Below are 25,015 nucleotides of genomic sequence, written 5' to 3' on the forward strand. Positions count from 1 at the left end.
CGACGCCCCCGGAGCGGGACCCCTTAACCGTCACGGGGGCCCCTGGGGGCCGTAGGGGTGTCTTGGGTTCGCACCGGCTGCCTAGCCTCCGACAGCGGAGGGGAAGCGGACCGGAAACCGTCCGGAGGCGATCCGCGCGGCCCAGGCCCTCACTTCGATCTCGATCGGATGGCGCGCTGGTGAACAACGAAGAGCAACTGCTCGACTATCTCAGGCGGACGACCGCGGACCTGCGGGAGGCGCGGCGGCGGCTGCGCGAGAACGAGCGACGCGCACACGGCCCGGTCGCGGTCGTCGGCATCGGCTGCCGCTACCCGGGTGGCGTCACCACCCCCGAGGACCTGTGGGAACTCGTCGCGACGGGGACCGACGCGGTGACGGACTTCCCCGCCGACCGCGGCTGGGACGTGGACGCCCTGTACGACCCCGACCCCGACCGGCCCGGCCGGACCTACGCCCGTACCGGCGGATTCCTGCACGACGCCGCCGACTTCGACCCCGGCTTCTTCGGCATCAGCCCCCGCGAGGCCCTCGCCATGGACCCGCAGCAGCGGCTGCTGCTGGAGACCTCGTACGAGGCCTTCGAGCGGGCCGGTATCGTCCCGGCCTCCCTGCGCGGCAGCCGCACCGGCGTGTTCGCCGGCGTCATGTACAACGACTACGCCACCCGTCTCACCTCCGTACCCGACGACCTCGACGGCTACCTCGCCAACGGGAGCGCCGCGAGCATCGCCTCCGGTCGCGTCGCCTACACCTTCGGACTCGAAGGCCCGGTGGTCACCGTCGACACCGCCTGCTCGTCCTCCCTGGTCGCCCTGCACTGGGCGGTGCGCGCGCTCCAGGCGGACGAGTGCTCGCTCGCCCTGGCCGGCGGCGTCACCGTGATGTCCACCCCGGAGACGTTCGTCGACTTCAGCCGGCAGCGCGGGCTCGCGCCGGACGGCCGGTGCAAGGCGTTCGCCGCCGCGGCCGACGGTACCGGCTGGGGCGAGGGCGCCGGCATGCTGCTGCTGGAACGGCTCGCCGACGCCCGGCGCAACGGCCACCCGGTGCTCGCCGTCGTCCGGGGCAGCGCCGTCAACTCCGACGGCGCCAGCAGCCGGCTGACCGCGCCCAACGGCCCGTCCCAGCAGCGCGTCGTCCGGCAGGCCCTGGCCGGTGCCGGGCTCACCCCCGCCGACGTCGACGTGGTCGAGGCGCACGGCACCGGCACCTCGCTCGGCGACCCGATCGAGGCCCAGGCGCTGCTCGCCACCTACGGCCAGGACCGCGCCGAGCCGCTGCTGCTGGGCTCGGTCAAGTCCAACCTCGGGCACACCCAGGCCGCCGCGGGCGTCGCGGGCGTCATCAAGATGGTGCTGGCCATGCGGCACGGCGAGGTTCCGCCCACCCTCCACGTCGACGCGCCCACCGACCAGGTCGACTGGAGCGCGGGAGCCGTCGAACTGGCCCTGGAACGGCGCCCGTGGCCCGCCACCGGCCGGCCCCGCCGCGCCGCCGTCTCCTCCTTCGGCATCAGCGGCACCAACGCGCACGTCGTCCTGGAGCAGGCCCCCGCCGACCCGGAACCCGCCGGCAACGCGGAGCAGCCCGCCGGTGACCGGGAGGGCGCGGAGAACCCGGCCGGCCGGGACGGCGCTCACCTCCCCTGGATCGTCTCCGGCCGTACCCCGCAGGCCCTCACCGCGCAGATCACGCGACTGCGCGACCACCTCGACGCGCACCCCGGCGTCCGCCCCGCCGACCTCGGGCTGTCGCTCGCCACCACCCGCGCCCGCCACGAGCACCGCGCCGTCGCGGTCGGCCGGGACACCGGCGACCTGCTCGCCGGGCTCGCCGCCGCCACCCCGGTCACCCCGGCCGGTGGCAGGACCGCCTTCCTGTTCACCGGCCAGGGGTCCCAGCGGACCGGCATGGGCCGGGACCTGCACCGCGCCTTCCCGGTGTACGCGGACGCCTTCGACGCGGTGTGCGCCCTCGCCGACCCGAGCCTGGAGCGCCCGCTCGCCGACCTCATCGACGGCGACGCCGGCCTCCTCGCCCGCACCGACCACGCGCAGATCGCCCTGTTCGCCACCGAAGTGGCCCTGTACCGGCTCCTGGAGTCCTGCGGCGTGACCCCCGACTACCTGGCCGGCCACTCCGTCGGTGAGATCGCCGCCGCCCACGTCGCCGGGGTGCTGTCCCTTCCCGACGCCGTCCGCCTCGTCCTCGCGCGCGGCACCCTGATGGCGGCCCTGCCCGCGGGCGGCGCCATGGCCGCGCTGCGCGCCACGGAGGACGAGGTCACCCCGTACCTGGACGAGCGCGTCGGCCTCGCCGCCGTCAACGGCCCGCGCTCCGTGGTCGTCTCCGGAGCCGAGGACGCCGTCACCGCCCTCGCCGCCCGCTTCGGCCGGGGCAAGCTGCTGGAGGTCTCGCACGCCTTCCACTCGCCGCTGATGGAACCGATGCTCGCCGACTTCGCGGAGGCCGCCGCCCGGTGCTCCTTCGCCGAGCCGCGCATCCCGATCGTCTCCACGCTCACCGGCGCCCTCGCCGACCCCGCGCGGCTCGCCACCCCCGGCCACTGGGTGGACCACGTCCGCCGGCCCGTCCGCTTCGCCCCCGCCATGACCGCCCTGCACGAGCTGGGCGTCCGGGCGTTCCTCGAGGTCGGCCCGGACGCGGCCCTGACCGCGCTGGCCGTGGACTGCGTGCCCGGGGACAGCGTGACCGTCGCCGCACTGCGCCGCGCCGGCGACGAGGAACGCGACCTGGTCACGGCCGTGGCGCGGCTGCACGCGGCCGGCACCGCCGTGGACTGGGCGGCGTTCTTCGCCCCGCACCACGCCCGGCACACCCCCCTGCCCACCTACGCCTTCCAGCGTGAGCGCCTCTGGCTGGAGGCCGGCGCGGGCGGCAGCGGCGACGCCGACGGCCTGGGGCAGCGCGCCACCGGCCATCCGCTGCTGACCGCCGCGACCGACCTGCCCGACACGCAGGGAGCGGTCCTCACCGGCCGGCTCTCCCTCGCCTCGCACCCGTGGCTCGCCGACCACGCCGTGCACGGGACCGTACTGCTGCCCGGCACCGCCTTCGTGGAGATGGCACTCCAGGCCGCGGAGCGCACCGGCTGCGACACCGTCGGCGAACTCACCCTGCACGCCCCGCTGATCCTGCCCGAGCAGGGGGCGCTGGCCGTCCAGGCCGCCGTCGGCGGGGAACGGGACGGACAGCGGGAGCTGACCGTCTGGTCCCGCCGCGCCGACACCCCCGACGCCCCCTGGACCCGCAACGCGGCAGGCGTCCTCACCGTCACGGCCGACGACGGGGCCGCCCCGGCGGACCTGACCGACTGGCCGCCCCGGGACGCCGAACCCGTCGACCTAGACGGCCTCTACCCCGCACTGGCCCGCACCGGCTACGGCTACGGCGCGGTCTTCCAGGGCCTGCGCGCCATGTGGCGCCGCGGCGACGAGCTGTTCGCCGAGGCGGCCCTGCCCGACAGCGCCCGTGCCACCGCCGCCGCGTACGGCGTGCACCCGGCGCTGCTGGACGCCGTCCTGCACGTCAACCTGCTGGACCTGCCCGGCGGCCGGGCGGTGCTGCCGTTCGCCTGGGGCGGCGTCACCCTGCACGCCGCGGGCACCGACACCGTACGCCTGCACCTGTCGCCGTCCGGCCCCGAGGCCGTCGCCCTCACCCTGGCCGACGCCACCGGCGCGCCCGTCGCGACCGTCCGCAGCCTCGTGGCGCGCCCCGTCTCCGCCGAGCAGCTCGCCGGGGACGGCGACGACCCGCTGTACCGGGTCGACCTCGTCCCGGCGCCGGTCCCGGCGACCGCCCGCACACCCGCGCTGGCGGTGTGCGGCCTCGCGGGCACCGGCCCGGCGCACACCGGGCTGGACGCCCCCCACCACTGCGACCCGGCCGCTCTCGTCGCCGCCGGTCCGGTACCCGACCTGGTGGTCCTCGCCGTACCGGTCACCCCCGACGCCGTACCCGACCTGCCCGCCCTGGTGCGCGAGCGGGTGCACGCCGTGCTGGACGCGCTGCGCACCTGGCCGGCCGACGCGGACCACGCCGAGCACCGGCTCGCCGTCCTGCTGCGCGCCGGCGATCTCGGCCACGCCGCCCTGTACGGGCTGGTCCGCGCGGCGCAGGCGGAGAACCCCGGCCGGTTCCTGCTGGTCGACAGCGACGGCAGCGCCGACCCGGGACCCGCGCTCGCCGCCGCGCTCGCCGCCGGCGACCCGGAGGTCGCGGTGCGGGACGGCGAGGTACGGCTGCCCCGGCTGGCCCGCGCCAAGCCCGGCGCCCCGCTCGCCCCCGACCCCGACGGCACCGTCCTGATCACCGGCGGCACCGGCGGCCTCGGCGCCCTGATCGCCCGGCACCTGGTCACCGAGCACGGCGTACGGCGCCTGCTGCTGGCCGGCCGGCGCGGCGCCGACGCCCCCGGCGCCGACCGACTGCGCGAGACGCTGCGCGAGCTGGGCGCCGACGTGGTCATCGCCCGGTGCGACGCCGCCGACCGCGCCGACCTGGCGGCGCTGCTCGCCGAGCACGACGTCCGGGCCGTGGTGCACGCCGCCGGCGTCGTCGACAACGGCGTGCTGGCCACGCTCGACGCCGACCGGGTGGACCGGGTGCTGCGGCCCAAGGTCGACGCCGCCTGGAACCTGCACGAACTGACCCGCGACAAGGACCTGTCGGCGTTCGTCCTGCTGTCCTCCACCGCCGGTCTGCTCGTCGGCGGGGGCCAGGCCAACTACGCCGCCGCCAACACCTTCCTCGACGGCCTCGCCGCCCACCGCCGCTCGCTCGGCCTGCCCGGTGTCTCCCTCGCCTACGGCCTGTGGTCCGGCGCCGGCGGCATGAGCGACGGCATCGACGCCGCCGACCTGGAACGGTTGCGCCGGCTCGGCCTGCCGCCCCTGACCCCCGGCCAGGGACTGCGCGCCTTCGACGCCGGACTCGGCGGCGAGGACGCCGTCCTGGTCCCCGTACGCCTGGACGCCGCCGCGGTGCGCGCCCGGCCCGACGGCGTACCGGCGCTGCTGCGCGGCCTGGTGCGGCCCGCCCGGCCCAGTGCCGGGCCCGCCGCCGGCGCCCCCGGCAGCTCCTGGCGCGAACGGCTGGCACCGCTGGCCGACCCCGAACGGGACCGCGCCCTGCTGGAGCTGGTCCGCACCCACGTCGCCGGCGTCCTCGGGCACCCCTCGCCCGAGTCCGTCGAACCGGGACGCGCGTTCCAGGAGATGGGCTTCGACTCGCTCGCCGCCGTCGAACTGCGCAACCTCCTGGCCGGCGCCACCGGCCTCACCCTGCCGGCGACGCTCGTCTTCGACCAGCCCACCCCCGCGGCCCTCGCCGCCCACCTCAGGACCGCGCTCGTGCCCGGACCGGCCGACCGGGCCCGGACCGCGCTGGCCGAGGTGGACCGCGTCGAGGCCGCACTGCTCGCCCTGCCCGACGAGGGCGGCAGCCACGCCCGTGTCACCGCACGCCTCGAAGCGCTGCTGCGCAGCTGGCAGGAGACCCACGGCCGGGACACCGCGCCCGTGCCGCCGGAGGACTTCGGCGAAGCCAGCGACGACGAACTCTTCGCCAGGATCGACAACGAACTGGGAGCCCTGTGATGGAAGACTCGGCCACCGCCGACAAGCTCCGCGACTACCTCAAGCGGGCCACGGCCGAGCTGGAGCGCAGCCGCCGCCGCGTACGCGAGCTGGAGGAGCAGGACCGTGAGCCCGTCGCCATCATCGGCATGGGCTGCCGCTACCCCGGTGGGGTGCGCACCCCCGAGGACCTGTGGCGGATCGTCGACGAGGGCACCGACGTCGTCACCGAGTTCCCCACCGACCGCGGCTGGGACGTCGAGGCGATCTACGACCCCGAACCCGGCGCCCCCGGCAAGTCCTACGTCCGCCACGGCGGGTTCCTGCATGACGCCGCCGAGTGCGACCCCGCCTTCTTCGGCATCAGCCCCAAGGACGCCCCCGGCACCGACCCGCAGCAGCGCCTGCTGCTGGAGGTCACCTGGGAGGCCTTCGAACGGGCCGGCATCGACCCGAGCAAGGTGAAGGGCACCCCGACCGGCGTCTTCGTGGGCCTGATGCACCACGACTACGTCGGCGGCACCATCTCCGGCAGCATCGTCTCCGGCCGCATCGCCTACACGCTCGGCCTGGAGGGCCCGGCGGTCACCATGGACACCGCCTGCTCCTCCTCCCTGGTGGCGCTGCACTCGGCGATCCAGTCGCTGCGCAAGGGCGAGTGCTCGCTGGCGCTCGCGGGCGGCGCCGCCGTCATGGCCAGCCCCGAGATGTTCATCGAGTTCAGCGAACGCCGCGCGCTGTCCCCCGACGGCCGCTGCCACTCCTTCTCCGACGGGGCGGCGGGCGCCGCCTGGGCGGAGGGCGCCGGCATGCTCCTGGTGGAGCGGCTGTCCGACGCCCTGCGCAACGGCCACGAGGTGCTCGCCGTGGTCCGCGGCTCGGCGGTCAACCAGGACGGCGCCTCCAACGGCCTGACCGCGCCGAGCGGCCCGGCCCAGATCCGGGTCATCCGGCAGGCCCTCGCCGACGCCCGGCTCGCCCCGCACCACATCGACGCCGTCGAGGCGCACGGCACCGGCACCACCCTCGGCGACCCCATCGAGGCCCAGGCCGTCATCGCCGCCTACGGGCAGGACCGGCCGCAGAACCAGCCGGTGTGGCTCGGCTCCATCAAGTCCAACATGGGCCACCCGCAGGCCGCGGCCGGCGTCGGCGCCATCATCAAGATGGTCATGGCGATGCGCCACGGCACCCTGCCCCGCACCCTGCACGCCGAGAAGCCCTCCACCGCCGTCGACTGGAGCGCCGGCGACGTCCGGCTGCTCACCGAGGCCCGCCCCTGGGACACCCCCGACGGACGCCCGCGCCGCGCCGGCGTGTCCTCCTTCGGCATCTCCGGCACCAACGCCCACACCATCCTGGAGGAGGCGCCGCCCGCCGGGGCCGAGGAGCCCGCCCCAAAGCGGGCCGCGCTGCCCGTCGTCCCCTGGGTGCTGTCCGGCAAGGGCGCCGACGCCGTCCAGCGGCAGGCCGAGCGGCTGCTCGCGGTCGCCGGCGACCTCGACCCGTACGACGTCGGGCACTCGCTGGCCACCACCCGCACCGTGTTCACCCACCGGGCCGCCGTCACCGGCCGCGACCGGGACGAACTGCTGGCCGGCCTGCGTGCCGTCGCCGACGGCAGCCGGCCCGCCGTGGTGCCCCCCGAGCCCGGCCGCCTCGGCGTGCTGTTCTCCGGGCAGGGCTCCCAGCGCCCCGGCATGGGTCGCACCCTGCACGCCGGGTTCCCGGTGTTCGCCGCCGCCTTCGACGAGATCTGCGCCGCGTTCGACCCCCACCTGGACCGGCCGCTGCGCGAGGTCATGTTCGAGGACGCCGACCCCGCCACCGCCCACCTGAACCGGACCGTCTACACCCAGGCCGCCCTGTTCACCTTCGAGACCGCCCTGTACCGGCTGCTGGAGCACTGGGGCGTCCGCCCGGACCTGCTCGCCGGGCACTCCATCGGCGAGATCGTCGCCGCGCACGTCGCCGGCGTCCTGGACCTGACGGACGCCGTCACCCTGGTCGCCGCCCGCGGCCGGCTCATGCAGGACCTGCCCGCGGGCGGCGCGATGGTGTCCCTGCTCGCCGGCGAGGCCGAGGTCACCGGGCTGCTCACCGACGGCGTCGACATCGCGGCCGTCAACGGGCCCCGCGCGGTGGTGGTCTCCGGCGACGAGGAGGCCGTGCTCGCCGTCGCCGCCCGGGTGGAGAAGACCACCCGGCTGAAGGTGTCGCACGCCTTCCACTCCCACCGCATGGACCCCATGCTCGACGCGTTCCGCGGGGTGCTGGCCGGTCTCACCTTCCACGAGCCCGCCCTGCCGGTCGTCTCCAACGTCACCGGCCGCACGGACGGCGACCTCACCTCGCCCGAGTACTGGGTGCGCCACGTCCGCGAGGCCGTCCGCTTCCACGACGGGCTCACCACCCTGGCCGCCGAGGGCGCCACCCGCCTCCTCGAGGTCGGCCCGGACTCGGTGCTCACCAACCTGGCCCAGGACACGGTGCCCGATGTCATCGGCACCCAGCGCCGCGACCGCCCCGAGGACACCGCCCTCCTCGACGCCGTCTGCCGCCTGCACCTGACCGGCACCGGCCCCGACTGGACGACCGTGTTCGCCGGCGGCCGCAGGGTCGACCTGCCCACCTACCCGTTCCGCCGCGACCGGCACTGGGCGGACGCCCCCATCCTCCAGGCCGAGCGCTCCGCGGCGGCCCGCGCGGGCGGCGACGCCGCCGACCCGTTCTGGGAACTGGTCCGGGACCAGGACGTGACCGCCGTCGCCGCCACCCTCGGCGTCGCCGACGAGACGTCCGTCGCCGCCGTCGTACCGGCCCTGGCCGCCTGGCACGAGCAGCGGCGGGCCCACGCCGCCGCCGACGGCTGGCGCTACCGCGTCGCCTGGGAACCGCTCGCGCCCGCCGCCACCCCGGCACGCGGCGGCCGCTGGCTGGCCGTCGTCCCCGCCGCCGACGACCCCTGGACGGCCACCGTCCTGGCCGGGCTCACCGAGCAGGGCCTCACCCTCGACACCGTCACGGTGCCGGACCCGGCCGGCCGCACGGGACTCACCGCACTGCTCGCCGGCCGGGACGGCGCCGACGGTGTCCTGTCGCTGCTGGCGCCGGCCACCGGACCGGCCGCCACCGCCACCCTCGTCCAAGCCCTCGGCGACGCCGGGATCACGGCCCCGCTGTGGTGCGTCACCCGTGACGCCGTCGCCCACGGCACGACCGCCGCCGTCACCGGGTACGCCCAGGCCCGGGTGTGGGGCCTCGGCCGGGTCGCCGCCCTGGAACACCCCGAACGCTGGGGCGGGCTGGTCGACCTGCCCGCCGCGCCCGGCCCGCGGACCCTCGCCCGGCTGGCCGCCCTGCTCGGCGACGCGGGCGGCGAGGACCAGGTCGTCCTGCGCGAGTCCGGCGCCCACGGCCGACGCCTGGAGCACGCCCCGGCCCGTGCCGGAGCCCCCTGGAAGCCGTCCGGCACGGTGCTGGTCACCGGGGCCACCGGCGCCGTCGGCACGGCCGTCGCCCGCTGGCTCGCCGCCGAGGGCGCCGACCACCTGCTGCTGACCTCCCGGCGGGGCCCGGACGCGCCCGGCGCCGCCGAACTCGTCCGCGAACTCACCGACGCCGGCACCCCGGTGACCCTCGCCGCCTGCGACGTCGCCGACCGCGGGGCGCTGGCCGCGCTGCTGGACTCCGTCCCCGACGAACACCCCCTCACCGCGGTGCTGCACCTGGCCGGCGTCCTCGACGACGGCGTCCTGGACGCCCTCACCCCCGAGCGGTTCGACGGTGTCCTCGCCCCCAAGGCCGACGCCGCCCGCCACCTGCACGAACTGACCGCGGACCGGGATCTGTCGGCGTTCGTGCTGTTCTCCTCCCTGACCGCCACCGTCGGCGGCGCCGGGCAGGCCAACTACGCCGCCGCCAACGCCTACCTCGACGCCCTCGCCGAACACCGGCGCGCGGCCGGCCTGCCGGCCACCTCGGTGGCCTGGGGGCCGTGGGGCGGCGACGGCATGGCCGCCCACGGCACCGTCCGCTCGGCCGCCCGCGCGATGGGCATGTCCCCGCTCGGCCCGGAGAACGCGCTCACCGCGCTGCGCCGTGCCCTGGACGGCGGCGACACCACCGTCACCGTCGCCGACGTCGACTGGTCGGTGTTCGCACCCGCCTTCACCGCCACCCGGCCCAGCCCCCTGCTGTCCACGCTGCCCGGGGCACAGGCCCGCACGGGCGGCGCCGCCGAGACGGGCGCCGCCGACGGGTTCGCCGAGAAGCTCGCCGGCCTCACCGGCGGCGAACGCGACCGCGCCCTCCAGGAGCTGGTGTGCGGCCAGGCCGCCGCGGTCCTCGGCTACGGCGCCGCCGACGCGGTCGAGCCGACCACCGCCTTCCGCGACCTGGGCTTCGACTCCCTCACCTCCGTCGACCTGCGCAACCGGATCAGCGGCGCCGCCGGGGTGCCGCTGCCGGCCACCCTCATCTTCGACTACGCCACCCCCGCCGCCCTCGCCAAGCACCTGGGCACCGAACTCGCGGGCGCCGACACCTCGGTGGACTCGGTCCTCGCCGAACTCGACCGGGTCGCGGCGCGGCTCGGCGACCTCACCGCCGAGGACATCGAACAGAGCCGGATCACCACCCGCCTGCGGTCGCTGCTGGGCGACCTCGACAAGACCCTCGGCCAGGACGCCGCCGCCGTCGCCGGACGGCTGGAGGAGGCCTCCGCCGACGACGTCTTCGCCTTCATCGACGACCAGCTCGGCTCGGCGTGAGGCGACCCTCCCACGACACCCCGGCCCCACCGCGGTCCACGTCTTCGCACAGGAGTGGCGACACCCCATGACCAACGACGAAAAGCTGCTCTCCTACCTCAAGCGGGTCTCCGCCGACCTGGCCCAGACCCGCCAGCGGCTGCGCGAGGCGGAGAACCAGGACCGGGAACCCATCGCCGTCGTCGGCATGAGCTGCCGCTTCCCCGGCGGCGTGACCTCCCCGGAGGAGTTCTGGCGGCTCGTCCACGACGGCACCGACGCCATCGGTGACTTCCCCGACGACCGGGGCTGGGACGTCGACGCGCTCTACGACCCCGACCCGGACGCCCCCGGCAGGACCTACGTCACCCGCGGCGGCTTCCTCACCGACGCGGCCGCGTTCGAGCCGGACTTCTTCGGCATCAGCCCCCGCGAGGCGGTCGCCATGGACCCCCAGCAGCGGCTCCTGCTGGAGGTGTCGTGGGAGGCACTGGAACGCGCCCGGATCGCCCCCGACTCGGCGCACGGCACCCGGATCGGGGTGTTCGCCGGCACCAACGGCCAGGACTACAAGGACGTGCTGGCCCGCACGCCCGACGACAGCGAGGCCGCGCTCGGCACCGGCGTGCTGGCCGCCGTGATCTCCGGCCGCATCTCCTACACCCTCGGGCTGGAGGGCCCGGCCGTCACCATCGACACCGCCTGCTCCTCGGCGCTCGTCGCGGTGCACCTGGCCGTGCAGGCGCTGCGCAACAAGGAGTGCGGCCTCGCGCTGGCGGGCGGCGCGACCGTGATGTCCACACCGGGCAACTTCATCGCCTTCAGCCGGCAGCGCGGCCTCGCCGCGGACGGCCGCTGCAAGTCCTTCGCGGACACCGCGGACGGCACCGGCTGGAGCGAGGGCGCCGGCATGCTGGTGCTGGAACGGCTCTCGGACGCCCGCCGCAACGGCCACGAGGTGCTGGCCGTCGTCCGCGGCTCCGCCGTCAACCAGGACGGCGCCTCCAACGGCCTGACCGCCCCCAACGGGCCGTCCCAGCAGCGCGTCATCCGCGCCGCGCTGGCCTCCGCCGACCTCGGCCCCGCCGACGTGGACCTGCTGGAGGCGCACGGCACCGGCACCACCCTCGGTGACCCGATCGAGGCCCAGGCGCTGCTCGCCACCTACGGCCAGGACCGGCCCGCGGACGCCCCGCTGTGGCTCGGTTCGGTGAAGTCCAACATCGGGCACACCCAGGCCGCGGCCGGCGTCGCCGGCATCATCAAGGCGGTCATGGCGATGCGGCACCGCGTGCTGCCGCGCACCCTGCACGCCGAGGAGCCGTCCGCCAAGGTCGACTGGGGCCGGGGCGAGGTCCGGCTGCTGACCGAGAACCGGCCCTGGACCGACCCCGGCCGTCCGCGCCGGGCCGCCGTCTCCTCCTTCGGCGCCAGCGGCACCAACGCGCACACCATCCTGGAGGAGCCCCCCGCCGTCGAACCGGCCGAGGCGGAGCCGCGTACGGCGCCCCCGCTGGTGCCCTGGGTGGTCTCCGGCCGGACCGAGCGCGCCCTGCGCGAGCAGGCCGCCCGGGTGGCCGCCGCCGTCGGTGAGCTGGACCCGGTGGACGTGGCGCACTCCCTGGCCGCCACCCGCACCGCCCACCCCTACCGGGCCGTGGTCCTCGGCACCGACCGCGACGCGCTGCGCACGGCCCTGGCCGGCCTCGCCGAGGGGGGCCGGGGCGCCGCCTCGGGCCGGGTCCGCAAGGGGCAGACCGCCTTCCTGTTCACCGGTCAGGGCTCGCAGCGCCCGGGCATGGGCCGGGAACTGCACGCGCGCTTCCCGGTCTTCGCCCGCGTCTTCGACGAGATCTGCCAGCTGACCGGCGACCCCGGGCTGCGCGACGTCGTCCTCGGCGACGACCCCGGGCCGCTCGACCGCACCGCCCGCACCCAGACCGCGCTGTTCGCCTTCGAGGTCGCGCTGTACCGGCTGGTGGAGTCCTGGGGCGTCACGCCGGACTACCTCGCCGGGCACTCCGTCGGCGAGATCGCCGCCGCCCACGTGGCCGGCGTCCTTGACCTGGCGGACGCGACCACGCTGGTGACCGCGCGCGGCCGGCTCATGCAGGCGCTGCCCGAGGGCGGCGCCATGATCGCCGTACGCGCCACCGAGGACGAGGTCCGCCCGCTGCTCACCGACCGCGTCGGCATCGCCGCCGTCAACGGCCCCGCCTCCGTGGTGATCTCCGGTGACGCCGCCGAGACCGAGGCGGTGGCCGCCCGGTTCGCCAAGAGCCGGCGGCTGACGGTCTCCCACGCCTTCCACTCACCGCTGATGGAACCGATGCTGGACGAGTTCCGGTCGGTCGTCCGGTCGCTGACCTTCCACCGGGCCACCGTCCCGGTGGTCTCCCACCTCACCGGCGCCGTCGCCGGCCAGGAGATCGCCACCCCCGACCACTGGGTGCGGCACGTGCGCGAGGCGGTCCGCTTCCACGACGGGATACGCGCCCTCGCCGCCGAGGGCGTCACCCGCTACCTCGAACTCGGCCCGGACGCGGTGCTGACCGCCATGGCCCGCGAGTGCCTGACCGCAGACGACACGGACACCGACGCCGTGCTGGCCGCCGCCGCCCGCCGCGAACGCGACGAGACCGAGACCCTGCTCACCGCGCTCGCCCAGCTGTACACGGCCGGGGCCGCCGTGGACTGGACCGCGCTGTTCACCGGCGCCCGCACCGTCGACCTGCCCACCACCGCCTTCCAGCGGACACGGTTCTGGCCCGAGACGGCCGCCACCGTGGGCGACGTCGGCTCCGCCGGCCTCGACTCCGCCGACCACCCGCTGCTCGGCGCGGCCACCGTCCTCGCCGACACCGACGGAGCCGTCCTCACCGGCCGGCTGTCGGTGCGCACCCACCCCTGGCTCGCCGACCACGTCGTCGGCGGCCGGGTCGTCGTCCCCGGCACCGCCATGGTCGAGCTCGCCGTCCGCGCAGGTGACCAGGTCGGCTGCGCACACCTGGCGGAACTCGCCCTCGAAGCGCCGCTGGTGCTGCCCGCGGACGACGGCGTGCGCGTCCAGGTCGCCGTCGCGGCACCCGACGCGTCCGGCGCCCGCACGGTGCACGTGTACGCCCGCGCCGAGAACGCGCCCGCGGACGAGCCGTGGACCCCGCACGCCTCCGGCCTCCTCACCGCCGCCTCCGGCACGCCCGGCGCCCGCCTGGACGTCTGGCCCCCCGAGGACGCCGAACCTCTGGACACCGGCGGCCTGTACGAGCGGCACGCCGCCGCCGGCCTCGCCTACGGGCCCGTGTTCCAGGCCCTGACCGCCGCCTGGCGGCGCGGTGCGGAACTGTTCGCCGAGGTACGACTGCCGGAGCGGCCCGCCGCCGACGCGCCCCGCTTCGGCCTGCACCCGGCCGCGTTCGACGCCGCCCTGCACTCCCTCGCCCTGCTCGGCGACGGCTCCGCCGACGACACCGCCCGGCTGCCGTTCCTGTTCACGGGCGTCACCCTGCACGCCGTCGGCGCCTCCGTGCTGCGGGCCCGGCTGGTGCCCACCGGCGACCACGCCTTCGCCATCGACCTGGCCGACGCCGACGGCGCCCCCGTCGCCACGGTCACCTCCCTCGCCTCCCGCCCCCTCACCCACCTGCGCGCCGCCCGCGACCCCCTCGCCGACGCCCTGTTCACCCTCGACTGGCAGCCGCTGCCCCTGGAGGCGGACGCCCCCGACCCCGACCACCGGGTGCTGCACAGCACCCCCGGCACCACCCCCGACGCCGTACGCGAGGCACTGCGCACCGCGCTCGCCGCTCTCCAGGACGACGACCCCCGCCCGCTGGCCGTCGTCACCCGCGGCGCGGTGAGCGTCGCCGGCGGCGACGTGCTCGACCTCGCCGGCGCCGCCGTCTGGGGCCTGATGCGGTCCGCGCAGTCGGAGAACCCGGACCGCTTCACGCTGCTCGACCTCGAACCGGGCACCGACGTGGGAGCCGTACTGCCCGGCGTCCTGGCCCTCGGCGAGCCCCAGGTCGCGGTGCGCGCGGGCACCGCCCACGCCGCCCGGCTGGTGCGCGCCGAGACCGCCGCCGACCTGCCGGAGGTGACGCTGGATCCCGAGGGGACCGTCCTGCTGACCGGCGCCACCGGCGGCCTCGGCCGGGTCCTCGCCCGCCACCTGGTCACCGCGTACGGCGTCCGTCACCTCGAACTCCTCAGCCGCTCCGGCGCCGCCGACGACCTGATCGCCGAACTCGCCGGTCTCGGCGCGACCGCCACCGCCCACGCCTGCGACGTCGCCGACCGGGAGAGCCTCGCCGCCGTCCTGGCCGGCATCCCCGCCGACCGGCCGCTCACCGCGGTCGTGCACGCCGCGGGCGTCCTGGACGACGGCGTGGTCTCCTCGCTCACCCCCGAACGGATCGACACGGTCCTCGCGCCGAAGGCCCTCGGCGCCCTCCACCTGAACGAACTGACCGACGGCCTCGCGGCGTTCGTGCTGTTCTCCTCCGTCGCCGGCACCGTCGGCGCCCCCGGCCAGGGCAACTACGCCGCCGCCAACGCCCTCCTGGACGCCCTCGCCGCGCACCGCCACGCCCAGGGCGCCTCCGCCCTGTCGCTGGCCTGGGGCCCGTGGGCGCCGACGGGCGGCATGACGAGCTCGCTCGACGAGAACGACCGCGCCCGGATGACCCGCGGCGGCATGACCGCCCTGTCGGCCGAGGAGGGCACCGCCCTGTTCGACCGCTCGCTGCGCGCCGGCCGTCCCACCGTGGTGCCGGTGCGGCTCGACCTGCCCGCGCTGCGCGCGCAGGGCACCGGCCTCGCCCCCGTCCTGCGCGCGCTGGCCGGCCGCCCGGTGCGCCGGGAGGCCGCCACCGAGGGCGCCGGCGCCGGCTTCGCCGAGCGCTTGGCCGCGCTGGGCGAGGAGGAGCGCGCCGAGGCGCTGCTGCACACGGTCCGCGCCCATGTCGCCGTCGTCCTCGGGCACGCGGACCCGGCCGGCGTGGAGACCGACCGGGCCTTCAAGGACCTCGGCTTCGACTCGCTCGCCGCCATCGAGCTGCGCAACTCCCTCTCCGCCGAGCTGGACCGGCGGCTGAGCGCCACCCTGGTCTTCGACCACCCGTCACCCGAGGCGCTCGCCGCCCACCTCGCCACCCTGGTCGCCGGTGCCCGGGTCGCGGCCCCCGCCGGCCGGCGCGCCACCCGGGCCGCCCGCGCGGACGAGCCGCTGGCGATCGTCGGCCTTGCCTGCCGCTACCCGGGCGACGTCCGCACCCCGGACGACCTGTGGCGGCTGGTCGCCGACGGCACCGACGCCATCAGCGCGTTCCCCGCCGACCGCGGCTGGGACGTGGACCGCATCGTCGACCCCACCCGGCAGCGGCCCGACACCTCCTACGTCGGCGAGGGCGGCTTCCTGCACGACGCGGGCGCGTTCGACGCCGGCTTCTTCGGGATCAGCCCCAAGGAGGCCCTCGTCATGGACCCCCAGCAGCGGCTGCTGCTGGAGGCGTCCTGGGAGGCGCTGGAGAGCGCCGGCATCGACCCGCACTCCCTCAAGGGCAGCCGCACCGGCGTGTTCACCGGTGTGCAGTACCACGACTACTTCGGCAGCTTCGGCTCCGGCAGCATCATCTCCGGCCGCGTCGCCTACACCCTCGGCCTGGAGGGCCCCTCGCTCTCCGTCGACACGGCGTGCTCGTCGTCGCTGGTGGCGCTGCACCTGGCCGCCCAGTCGCTGCGGCAGGGCGAGTCCGGCCTGGCCCTGGTCGGCGGTGTCGCCGTCATGGCCACCCCGGAGACGTTCATCGAGTTCAGCCGGCAGGGCGCGCTCGCCCCGGACGCCCGCACCCGTGCCTTCGCCGACGCGGCGGGCGGCACGGTGTGGGGAGAGGGCGTCGGCGTCCTGGTCGTGGAACGGCTCTCCGACGCCCGCCGCAACGGCCACGAGGTGTTGGCCGTCGTGCGCGGCACCGCCGTCAACCAGGACGGCGCCTCCAACGGCCTCACCGCCCCCAACGGCCCCTCCCAGGAACGGGTCATCCGCGAGGCGCTGGACAACGCCCGCCTCACCACCGCCGACGTGGACGTGGTGGAGGCGCACGGGACGGGGACGACGCTGGGTGACCCGATCGAGGCGCAGGCGCTGCTGGCGACCTATGGTCAGGACCGGCCGGTGGAGCGGCCGTTGTGGTTGGGTTCGGTGAAGTCGAACATCGGGCACACGCAGGCGGCGGCGGGTGTGGCGGGTGTCATCAAGATGGTGATGGCGATGCGGCACGGGACGCTGCCGAGGACGCTGCACGTGGACCGGCCCTCGACCGAGGTGGACTGGGACGCGGGGCGGGTGCGGCTGCTGACCGAGGAGCGGGAGTGGCCGGTACTGGACCGTCCGCGCCGGGCGGGTGTCTCCTCCTTCGGCATCAGCGGCACCAACGCCCACGTCATCCTCGAACAGGCCCCGCCCGCCCCGGCACCGGAACACCCCGCACCCCGGAGCCCCGCCCTGCCGTGGCTGCTCACCGCGAAGACGCCCGCCGCGCTCGCCGGCCAGGCCGCCGCGCTCCTCGGGCACCTCGACACCCACCCCGGCCTCGACCCGTCCGACGTCGGCTGGTCGCTCGCCACCACCCGCGCCCGCTTCGCGCACCGGGCCTCCCTCACCGGCACCGACCCGGCCGAACTGCGCGGCGCCCTGGCCGCCCTGGCCGACGGCACCACCGCCCGCAACCTGGTCGAGGGCACCGCTCCCGGCCGCGCCCGGCCCGTCTTCGTCTTCCCCGGCCAGGGCTCCCAGTGGTCCGGCATGGCCGCCGAACTCCTCGACGAATCACCGGTGTTCGCCGCCCGCATGGCCGAGTGCGCGGCCGCCCTCGCGCTGTACACCGACTGGGATCTGCGCACCGAGCTGCGCGGTGACCTGGACCGCGTCGACGTCGTACAGCCGCTGCTGTGGGCCGTGATGGTGTCCCTGGCGCATACCTGGAGCGCGTACGGCGTCACCCCGGCCGCCGTCATCGGTCACTCCCAGGGCGAGATCGCCGCCGCCTGCGCGGTCGGCGCGCTGTCCCTGGAGGACGGCGCCCGCGTCGTCGCCCTGCGCTCCCGGGCCATCGCCGAGCTGCTGTCCGGCTCCGGCGGCATGATGTCCGTCGCCGAGGGCGCCGACGCCGTCCGCGCCCGGCTCGCCGCCTGGGAAGGCCGGCTGTCGGTCGCCGCCGTCAACGGCGCCGCCTCCACGGTGGTGTCCGGTGACTCCGGCGCCCTCGACGAACTCCTCGAGCGGCTGCGGGCGGAGAAGGTCCGCGCCAAGCGCCTGCCCGTGGACTACGCCTCCCACAGCGCCCACGTCGAGACCCTGCGCGGCCGCCTCGCCGAGGTCCTCGCCGGCATCGAGCCGCGCGCCACCCGGGTGCCGTTCTACTCCACGGTCACCGGCGGCCCGCTCGACACCACCGAGCTGGGCGCCGAGTACTGGTACACCAACCTGCGCGAGACCGTGCTGTTCGAGCAGGCGGTACGCGCCGTCGTCGCCGACGGCCATCAGCTGTTCATCGAGTCCAGCCCGCACCCGGTCCTGACCGTCGGCATCCAGGAGACCGACGACGCCGTGGCCGCCGTCGGCTCCCTGCGCCGCGACCAGGGCGGCCGGGACCGGCTGCTGGCGGCGCTCGGCGAGGCGTTCACCCACGGCGCCGACGTCGACTGGACCGCCGTGCAGGAGGGCCACCGGTCCCGCCGCGTGCCGCTGCCCGGCTACGCCTTCCAGCACGAGCGGTACTGGCTGGACAGCACCGCGGGCGGCGCCGACGTCACCTCCGCCGGCCTCGCCCCGACCGACCACGCCCTGCTCGGCGCCGCGATGGTACGCGCCGACAGCGAGGGCGCCGTGCTCACCGGCCGGCTCTCCGCGGGCACCCAGCCCTGGCTGGAGGACCACCGGGTGGGCGGCCGGCTGCTCTTCCCCGGCACCGGCCACCTGGAGCTCGCGCTGCGCGCCGGCGACCAGGTCGGCTGCGGCGACGTCACCGAACTCACCCTGCACGCGCCGCTGGTGCTGCCCGAGCACGGCGCCGTCCAGCTCCAGGTCGTCGTCGGAGCACCGGACGGGGAGACCCGGCCGGTCACCGTCTGGTCCCGCCCGGAGAGCCCCGACGAGGAGCTGCCGTGGACCCGGCACGCCGACGGCCTGCTCGCCCCGACCGGCACCCTGCCGGCCACCGCCGACCCGCTCACCGTCTGGCCCCCGACGGACGCCGAACCGGTACCGCTCGACGGCCTGTACGACGAACTCGCCGCCCTCGGCCTCGGCTACGGGCCGCTGTTCCAGGGGCTGCGCGCCGCCTGGCGCACCGGGGACGGACTGTACGCGGAGGTCGCCACCGACGCCGTAGCCGACGGGTTCGGGCTGCACCCGGCGCTGTCGGACGCCGCCCTGCACACCATCGGCCTCACCGACGCCGCGGGCGACGAGGCCCTGCTGCCGTTCGCCTGGTCCGGGGTACGGCTGTACGCCACCGGTGCCACCGCGCTCCGCGTCCGGGTCCGGCCCACCGGCGAGGGCACCGTCTCCCTCACCCTCGCCGATCCCACGGGCGCGCCCGTCGCCACCGTCGACTCGCTCACCCTGCGCCCCCTGCGTAGCGAGGCGCTCGCCGCGGCGGCGCGGTCCGCCCGCGCGGGCGCCCTGTACCGGGTCGACTGGGTCCCGGCCCCGGCCCCCGCGGCGACCGCGAGCGCTGTCGCACCGGAGGTGGTCCTCGCCCCGGCCGGGGTGAGCGCCGCCGAGACCCGCGCGGCCGTCGACTCCGTCCTGGCCGGGCTGCGCGCCGGGCTCGCGGACGAGGACCGCACCCTGGTGGTGGTCACCGGCACCGACCCGGCGGGCGCCGCCGCCGGCGGCCTGGTCCGCTCGGCCCAGTCGGAGAACCCGGGCCGCGTCGTGCTGGTCGAGGCCGACGAGCGGCCCACCCGCGAGCAGTTGGCGGAGGCGCCGGCCGTCGGTGAGCCGCACCTGGCGCTGCGGTCCGGCACCTGGCTGGTTCCCCGGCTGGCCCGCTCCACCCCGGACGGCCCGGACGACGCCACCGGCCCGGGTGACGGGACCGTCCTGCTCACCGGCGCCACCGGCGCCCTCGGCCGGATCCTGGCCCGGCACCTGGTCGCCGAGCGCGGCGTCCGGCATCTGCTCCTGCTCAGCCGCGGCGGTGCCCCCGACGACCTCGTCGCCGAACTCACCGCGCTGGGCGCCGAGGTGACGAGCGCCGCCTGCGACGCCGCCGACCGCGAGGCGCTCGCCGCCGTACTGGACGCCGTACCGACCGACCGGCCGCTGACCGCCGTGCTCCACGCGGCCGGCGTCCTCGCCGACGGCGTGCTCCCCTCCCTCACCCCGGAGCGGATCGACACGGTGTTCCGGCCGAAGGTCGACGCCGCCTGGAACCTGCACGAACTGACCGCGGACCTGGACCTGTCGGCGTTCGTGCTGTTCTCCTCCTCCGCCGCCACGCTCGGCTCGCCCGGCCAGGCCAACTACGCCGCCGCCAACGCCTACCTCGACGCGCTCGCCGTGCACCGCCGGGCCCTCGGGCTGCCCGCGCACTCCCTGGCCTGGGGCCTGTGGGCGCAGGCCGGCGGCATGACCGGTGCCCTCGGCGAGACGGACCTCACCCGCATCGCCCGCGGTGGCGTCGCCCCGCTGGAGACCGAGGAGGGCGTCGCCCTCTTCGACGCCGCCCTGCGCGGCGCCGACCCCGCCGTGCTGCCGGTGAAACTGGACCTGGCCGCCCTGCGCGCCCAGGGCGACGGCGCGGCCCCGCTGTTCCGCGCGCTGGTGCCCGTACGCCGGGCCGGCGCGAGCGGCGCGGCGGGCGCGGCCGGGGGTGCCGACGCCCTGCGGGACCGGCTCGCCGGGCTGCTGCCGGCCGAGCACGAGCCGCTCCTGACCGAACTCGTGCAGAGCCATGTCGCGGCCATCCTCGGCTACCGCTCCGCCCAGGACGTCGGCCGCACCCTGGCCTTCCGGGAACTCGGCTTCGACTCCCTGGCGGCCGTGGAACTGCGCAACAGGCTCACCGCGGCGACCGGCCTGAAGCTGCCCGCCACCCTGGTGTTCGACCACCCCACACCGGCGGAACTCGCCCGCCACCTGCTCGGCGAACTCACCGGCGCCCTCGCCGCGGCCCCGGCCCGCCCCGCCCCCCGGGCTTCGGCCGACGACGAGCCGATCGCCGTCGTCGGCATGGCCTGCCGGTTCCCCGGCGGCGTCGCCTCGCCGGAGGACCTGTGGCGGCTGGTGGCCGAGGGCCGCGACGCCGTCGGCGAGTTCCCCGCCGACCGCGGCTGGGACGTCGAGAACCTCTACGACCCCACCCTGGACCGGCCCGGCACGAGCTACACCCGGCACGGCGCCTTCCTGTACGACGCCGCCGACTTCGACCCGGCGTTCTTCGCCATGGACGACGAGGAGGCGCAGGTCACCGACCCCCAGCAGCGGCTGCTGCTGGAGACCTCCTGGGAGGCGTTGGAGCGCGCCTCCATCGACCCCGCCACCCTGCAAGGCTCCGACACCGGCGTGTTCGCGGGCGTCATGTACCACGACTACTTCGGCAGCTTCGGCTCCGGCAGCGTGGTCTCGGGCCGCGTCGCCTACACCCTGGGGCTGGAGGGCCCCACCCTCTCCGTCGACACCGCCTGCTCCTCGTCGCTGGTGGCCCTGCACCTGGCCGCGCAGGCGCTGCGGCAGGGCGACTGCTCGCTGGCGCTGGCCGGGGGAGTGACCGTCATGGCCACCCCGGGCACCTTCGTGGAGTTCAGCCGGCACCGGGGACTGTCCCGGGACGGCCGCTGCAAGCCCTTCGCGGACGCCGCCGACGGCACCGGCTTCGGCGAGGGTGCCGGGGTGCTGCTGCTGGAGCGGCTCTCCGACGCACGCCGCAACGGCCGCAGGATCCTCGCCGTGCTGCGCGGCACCGCCGTCAACCAGGACGGCGCCTCCAACGGCATCAGCGCCCCCAACGGGCCCGCCCAGCAGCGCGTCATCCGGCGCGCCCTGGAGGCGGCCGGGGTCACGGCCGCCGAGGTCGACGTGGTCGAGGCGCACGGCACCGGCACCACCCTCGGCGACCCCATCGAGGCCCAGGCGCTGATCGCCACCTACGGCGCCGAGCACACCGAGGACCACCCGCTGTGGCTCGGCTCGGTCAAGTCCAACCTGGGCCACACCCAGGCCGCCGCCGGTGTCGCCGGTGTGATCAAGATGATCCAGGCGATGCGCAACGAGACGCTGCCGGCCAGCCTCGGCGTCGACCGGCCCTCCCGGCACGTCGAGTGGGACGGCGCGGGCGTCCGGCTGCTCACCGAGAACCGCCCCTGGCCGGACCCAGGCCACCCGCGCCGGGCGGGCGTCTCCTCCTTCGGGATCTCCGGCACCAACGCCCACGTCATCATCGAGGCCGCGCCCGCCGAGGAGCCGGCCGCCGAACCCGCCGCCCCGCCGGCCGGCACCGTGCCGTGGCTGCTCTCCGGCCACACCCCCGACGCCCTGCGCGCCCAGGCCGCCCGGCTGCTGGCGCACCTGTCCGCCGCCCCGGACATCGACCCGCACCGGCTCGCCGGCGCGCTCGCCCACGCCCGCACCCGGCTCGGCCACCGCGCCGCCGTACTCGGCCGCACCCGGGACGAACTGACCGCCGGCGTCCGGGCCGTGGCCGAGGGACGCACCCCCCGGACCGGTGTCCTCGGCACCGCCACGGACGGCCGGCTCGCCTTCCTCTTCTCCGGCCAGGGCTCGCAGCTGCCCGGGATGGGCACCCGCCTCGCGGCGGCCTTCCCCGCCTTCGCCGCCGCCTTCGAGGAGGTCCGCGCCCACCTCGACCCGCTCCTCGACCGGCCGCTCGCCGAGATCCTCGACTCCGCCGAACTGCTGGAGCGCACCGCCTACACCCAGCCGGCGCTGTTCGCCGTCGAGGTGGCCCTGTACCGGCTGCTGGAGTCCCTCGGGGTTCGGCCCGACCTGCTCGCCGGTCACTCGGTCGGCGAGTTCGCCGCCGCCCACGCCGCGGGCGTCCTCGGGCTGGCGGACGCCTGCGCGCTCGTCGCCGCGCGGGGCCGCCTGATGCAGGCCCTGCCCGGGGGCGGGGCGATGATCGCCGTGGGCGCCACCGAGGACGAGGTGCGGCCGCTCCTCGGCGACGGCGTGGACATCGCCGCCGTCAACGGGCCGTCGTCCGTCGTCGTCTCCGGTCCCGCCGGACCGGCCCGCGCGCTGGCCGCCCGCTTCGAGCGCACCAAGGAGCTGGCCGTCAGCCACGCCTTCCACTCGGCCCTGATGGAGCCGATGCTGGAGGAGTTCCGCGAGGTCGCCGCCACCGTGTCGTACGGGACGGCACGCATCCCGCTGGTGTCCGCCCTCACCGGTGCCCCGGCCGCCCCCGACGAGCTGTCCACCCCCGAGTACTGGGTGCGGCACGCCCGCGAGGCCGTCCGCTTCGCCGACGCCGTCACCGCCCTGCACGACGCGGGCGCACGGCACTTCGCCGAGGTCGGCCCGGGCGGCGCGCTGACCGCCGCGGCCGGCGAGTGCCTGCCCGACGGGACGGCCGTCGTACCGCTGCTGCGCAAGGACCGCGAGGAGACCGAGGCGCTGCTCACCGGGCTCGCCGCGCTGCACGCGCACGGCGCCGCCGTCGACTGGACGGCCCTGCTGCCCCACCGCGACGGCTTCGACCTGCCGACCTACGCCTTCCAGCGCACCCGCCACTGGATGACCGGCGACCTCGGCCTGCCCCGCCCGGCCGATGGCCACCCCCTGCTCGGCACCGCCGTCGAACTCGCCGGCGCCGACGGCACCCTGTACACCGGGCACCTCTCCCTCGCCGAGCACCCGTGGCTGGCCGACCACCGGGTGGGCGGGGCGGCGCTGCTGCCGGGCACCGCCTTCGTGGAGATGGCCCTCGCCGCCGGGGCCCGCGTCGGCTGCGGCACGGTGGACGACCTGACCGTCACCGAACCCCTGGTGCTGCCCGAGGACGGCGCCGTCCGCCTCCAGTGCACGGTCGGCGAACCCGACGCCACCGCGGGGCGCGCCTTCCGCGTGTACGCCGCCCGGGCCGACGGCGAGCCGTGGACCACCCATGCCACCGGAGTGCTGCGGCCCGCCGGGGAGCGGCCCGCCCACGACCTCACCGCCTGGCCGCCGCCCGGCGCCGAACCGGTCGACCTGGACGGCGTCTACGAGCGGCTCGCTGAGCTGGGCGCCGAGTACGGACCCCGTTTCCAGGGCCTGCGCGCGGCCTGGCGGCACGGCGACGAGGCGTACGCCGAGGTCGCCGTCCCCGCCGACACCACCGGGTTCGGTCTGCACCCGGCGCTGTTCGACGCCGCCCTGCACATCATCGGGCTGCGCGCGGGGGCCGGGCAGCACATGTCGCTGCCGTTCGCCTGGAGCGGCGTGGAGCTGGCCACGAGCGGTGCGACCGCCCTGCGGGTACGGATCGCCCCGGCCGGCGCCGGCGCGGTGCGCATCGACGCCGCCGACGCCACCGGCCGGCCGGTGGCGCGGGTCGCGTCCCTGTCGCTGCGGGAGGTCGATCCGCAGCGGATCGCGGCGGCCGCCGCGGGCGGACACGACGACCTGTTCGCCGTGGACTGGGTACCGGTCGCCGTACCCGCGGCCCCGCAGGCCGGGCGGTGGACCGTGCTCGGCCCCGGCCGCGCGGAGCTGGCCGCGGCCCTGGCCGGTGAGGTCGCCGAGGTCGCCGTCGCCGCCGACCTGACGGAGGCCGCCGTCCGGGCCCCCGACACCCTGGTCGTCACCCACACCGGCGGCCCCGGCGCGGACACCGCCCGGGACGGCGTCCGGGACCTGCTCACCCTGGTGCAGGAGTGGCTGGCCGACACCCGGTTCGCCGACTCCGTCCTGGTGGTGGCGACCCACGGGGCGACCGGCCCCGGGGACGTCACCGACCCCGGCGCCGGCGCCGCCTGGGGCCTGATCCGCTCCGCCCAGTCCGAGCACCCCGACCGACTGGTCCTCGCCGACCTGGACGGTACGGACGCCTCCCGCCGCCTGCTGCCCTCCGCCGTCGCCTCCGGCGAGCCCCAGCTGGCGCTGCGCGACGGCACGGTGCGCGTGCCCCGCCTGGTACGCGCCCCGCGCCTGACCGAACCCGCCCCGGCCGGCCTCTCCGGCGGCGTCCTCGTCACCGGCGGCACCGGCGCCCTGGGCCGGCTGGTCGCCCGGCACCTGGTCACCGCGCACGGCGCCGAGCGGCTGGTGCTGCTCAGCCGTGGCGGGCCCGAGGCGCCCGGAGCGGCCGGGCTGCGCGACGAACTGACCGCGCTCGGCGCGCGGGTGACCCTCGTCGCCTGCGACGCCGCCGACCGCGCCGCCCTCGCCCGGGTCCTGGACGAACACCCGGTCACCGCCGTCGTGCACACCGCGGGCGTCGTCGCCGACGCCGTCCTGACCTCGCTCACCCCCGAGCGGCTGGACACCGTCCTGCGGCCCAAACTGGACGCCGCCTGGCACCTGCACGAACTGACCCGCGAGCGGCCCCTGACGGCGTTCGTGCTGTTCTCCTCCGCGGCCGGTCTGCTCGGCAGCCCCGGTCAGTCCGGCTACGCCGCCGGCAACGCCTACCTCGACGCGCTCGCCGCCCA

2 protein-coding genes and 1 pseudogene are annotated in these 25,015 nt (G+C 76.8%); all 3 read left to right on the forward strand.

The window, feature by feature from the left end:
* Positions 1-179: 179 nt before the first annotated feature.
* A complete protein-coding gene (locus tag ACIQVT_RS19330; RefSeq protein WP_403754702.1) occupies positions 180-5,624 on the forward strand; it encodes an SDR family NAD(P)-dependent oxidoreductase in 5,445 nt (1,814 codons plus the stop codon).
* Positions 5,621-10,375 carry a type I polyketide synthase gene (locus ACIQVT_RS19335; protein WP_403754705.1) on the forward strand — a complete coding sequence of 1,585 codons (4,755 nt, stop codon included), beginning with the start codon at positions 5,621-5,623 and terminating at the stop codon, positions 10,373-10,375. Before ACIQVT_RS19330 ends, ACIQVT_RS19335 begins: the two co-directional genes overlap by 4 nt.
* A gap of 67 nt (positions 10,376-10,442) precedes the next feature.
* Positions 10,443-25,007, forward strand: a pseudogene (locus tag ACIQVT_RS19340) (SDR family NAD(P)-dependent oxidoreductase); the annotation flags it as partial.
* Positions 25,008-25,015 lie beyond the last annotated feature (8 nt).

Origin of the sequence: Streptomyces sp. NPDC100445 (assembly GCF_044759735.1) — a bacterium.
Classification (GTDB): domain Bacteria; phylum Actinomycetota; class Actinomycetes; order Streptomycetales; family Streptomycetaceae; genus Streptomyces.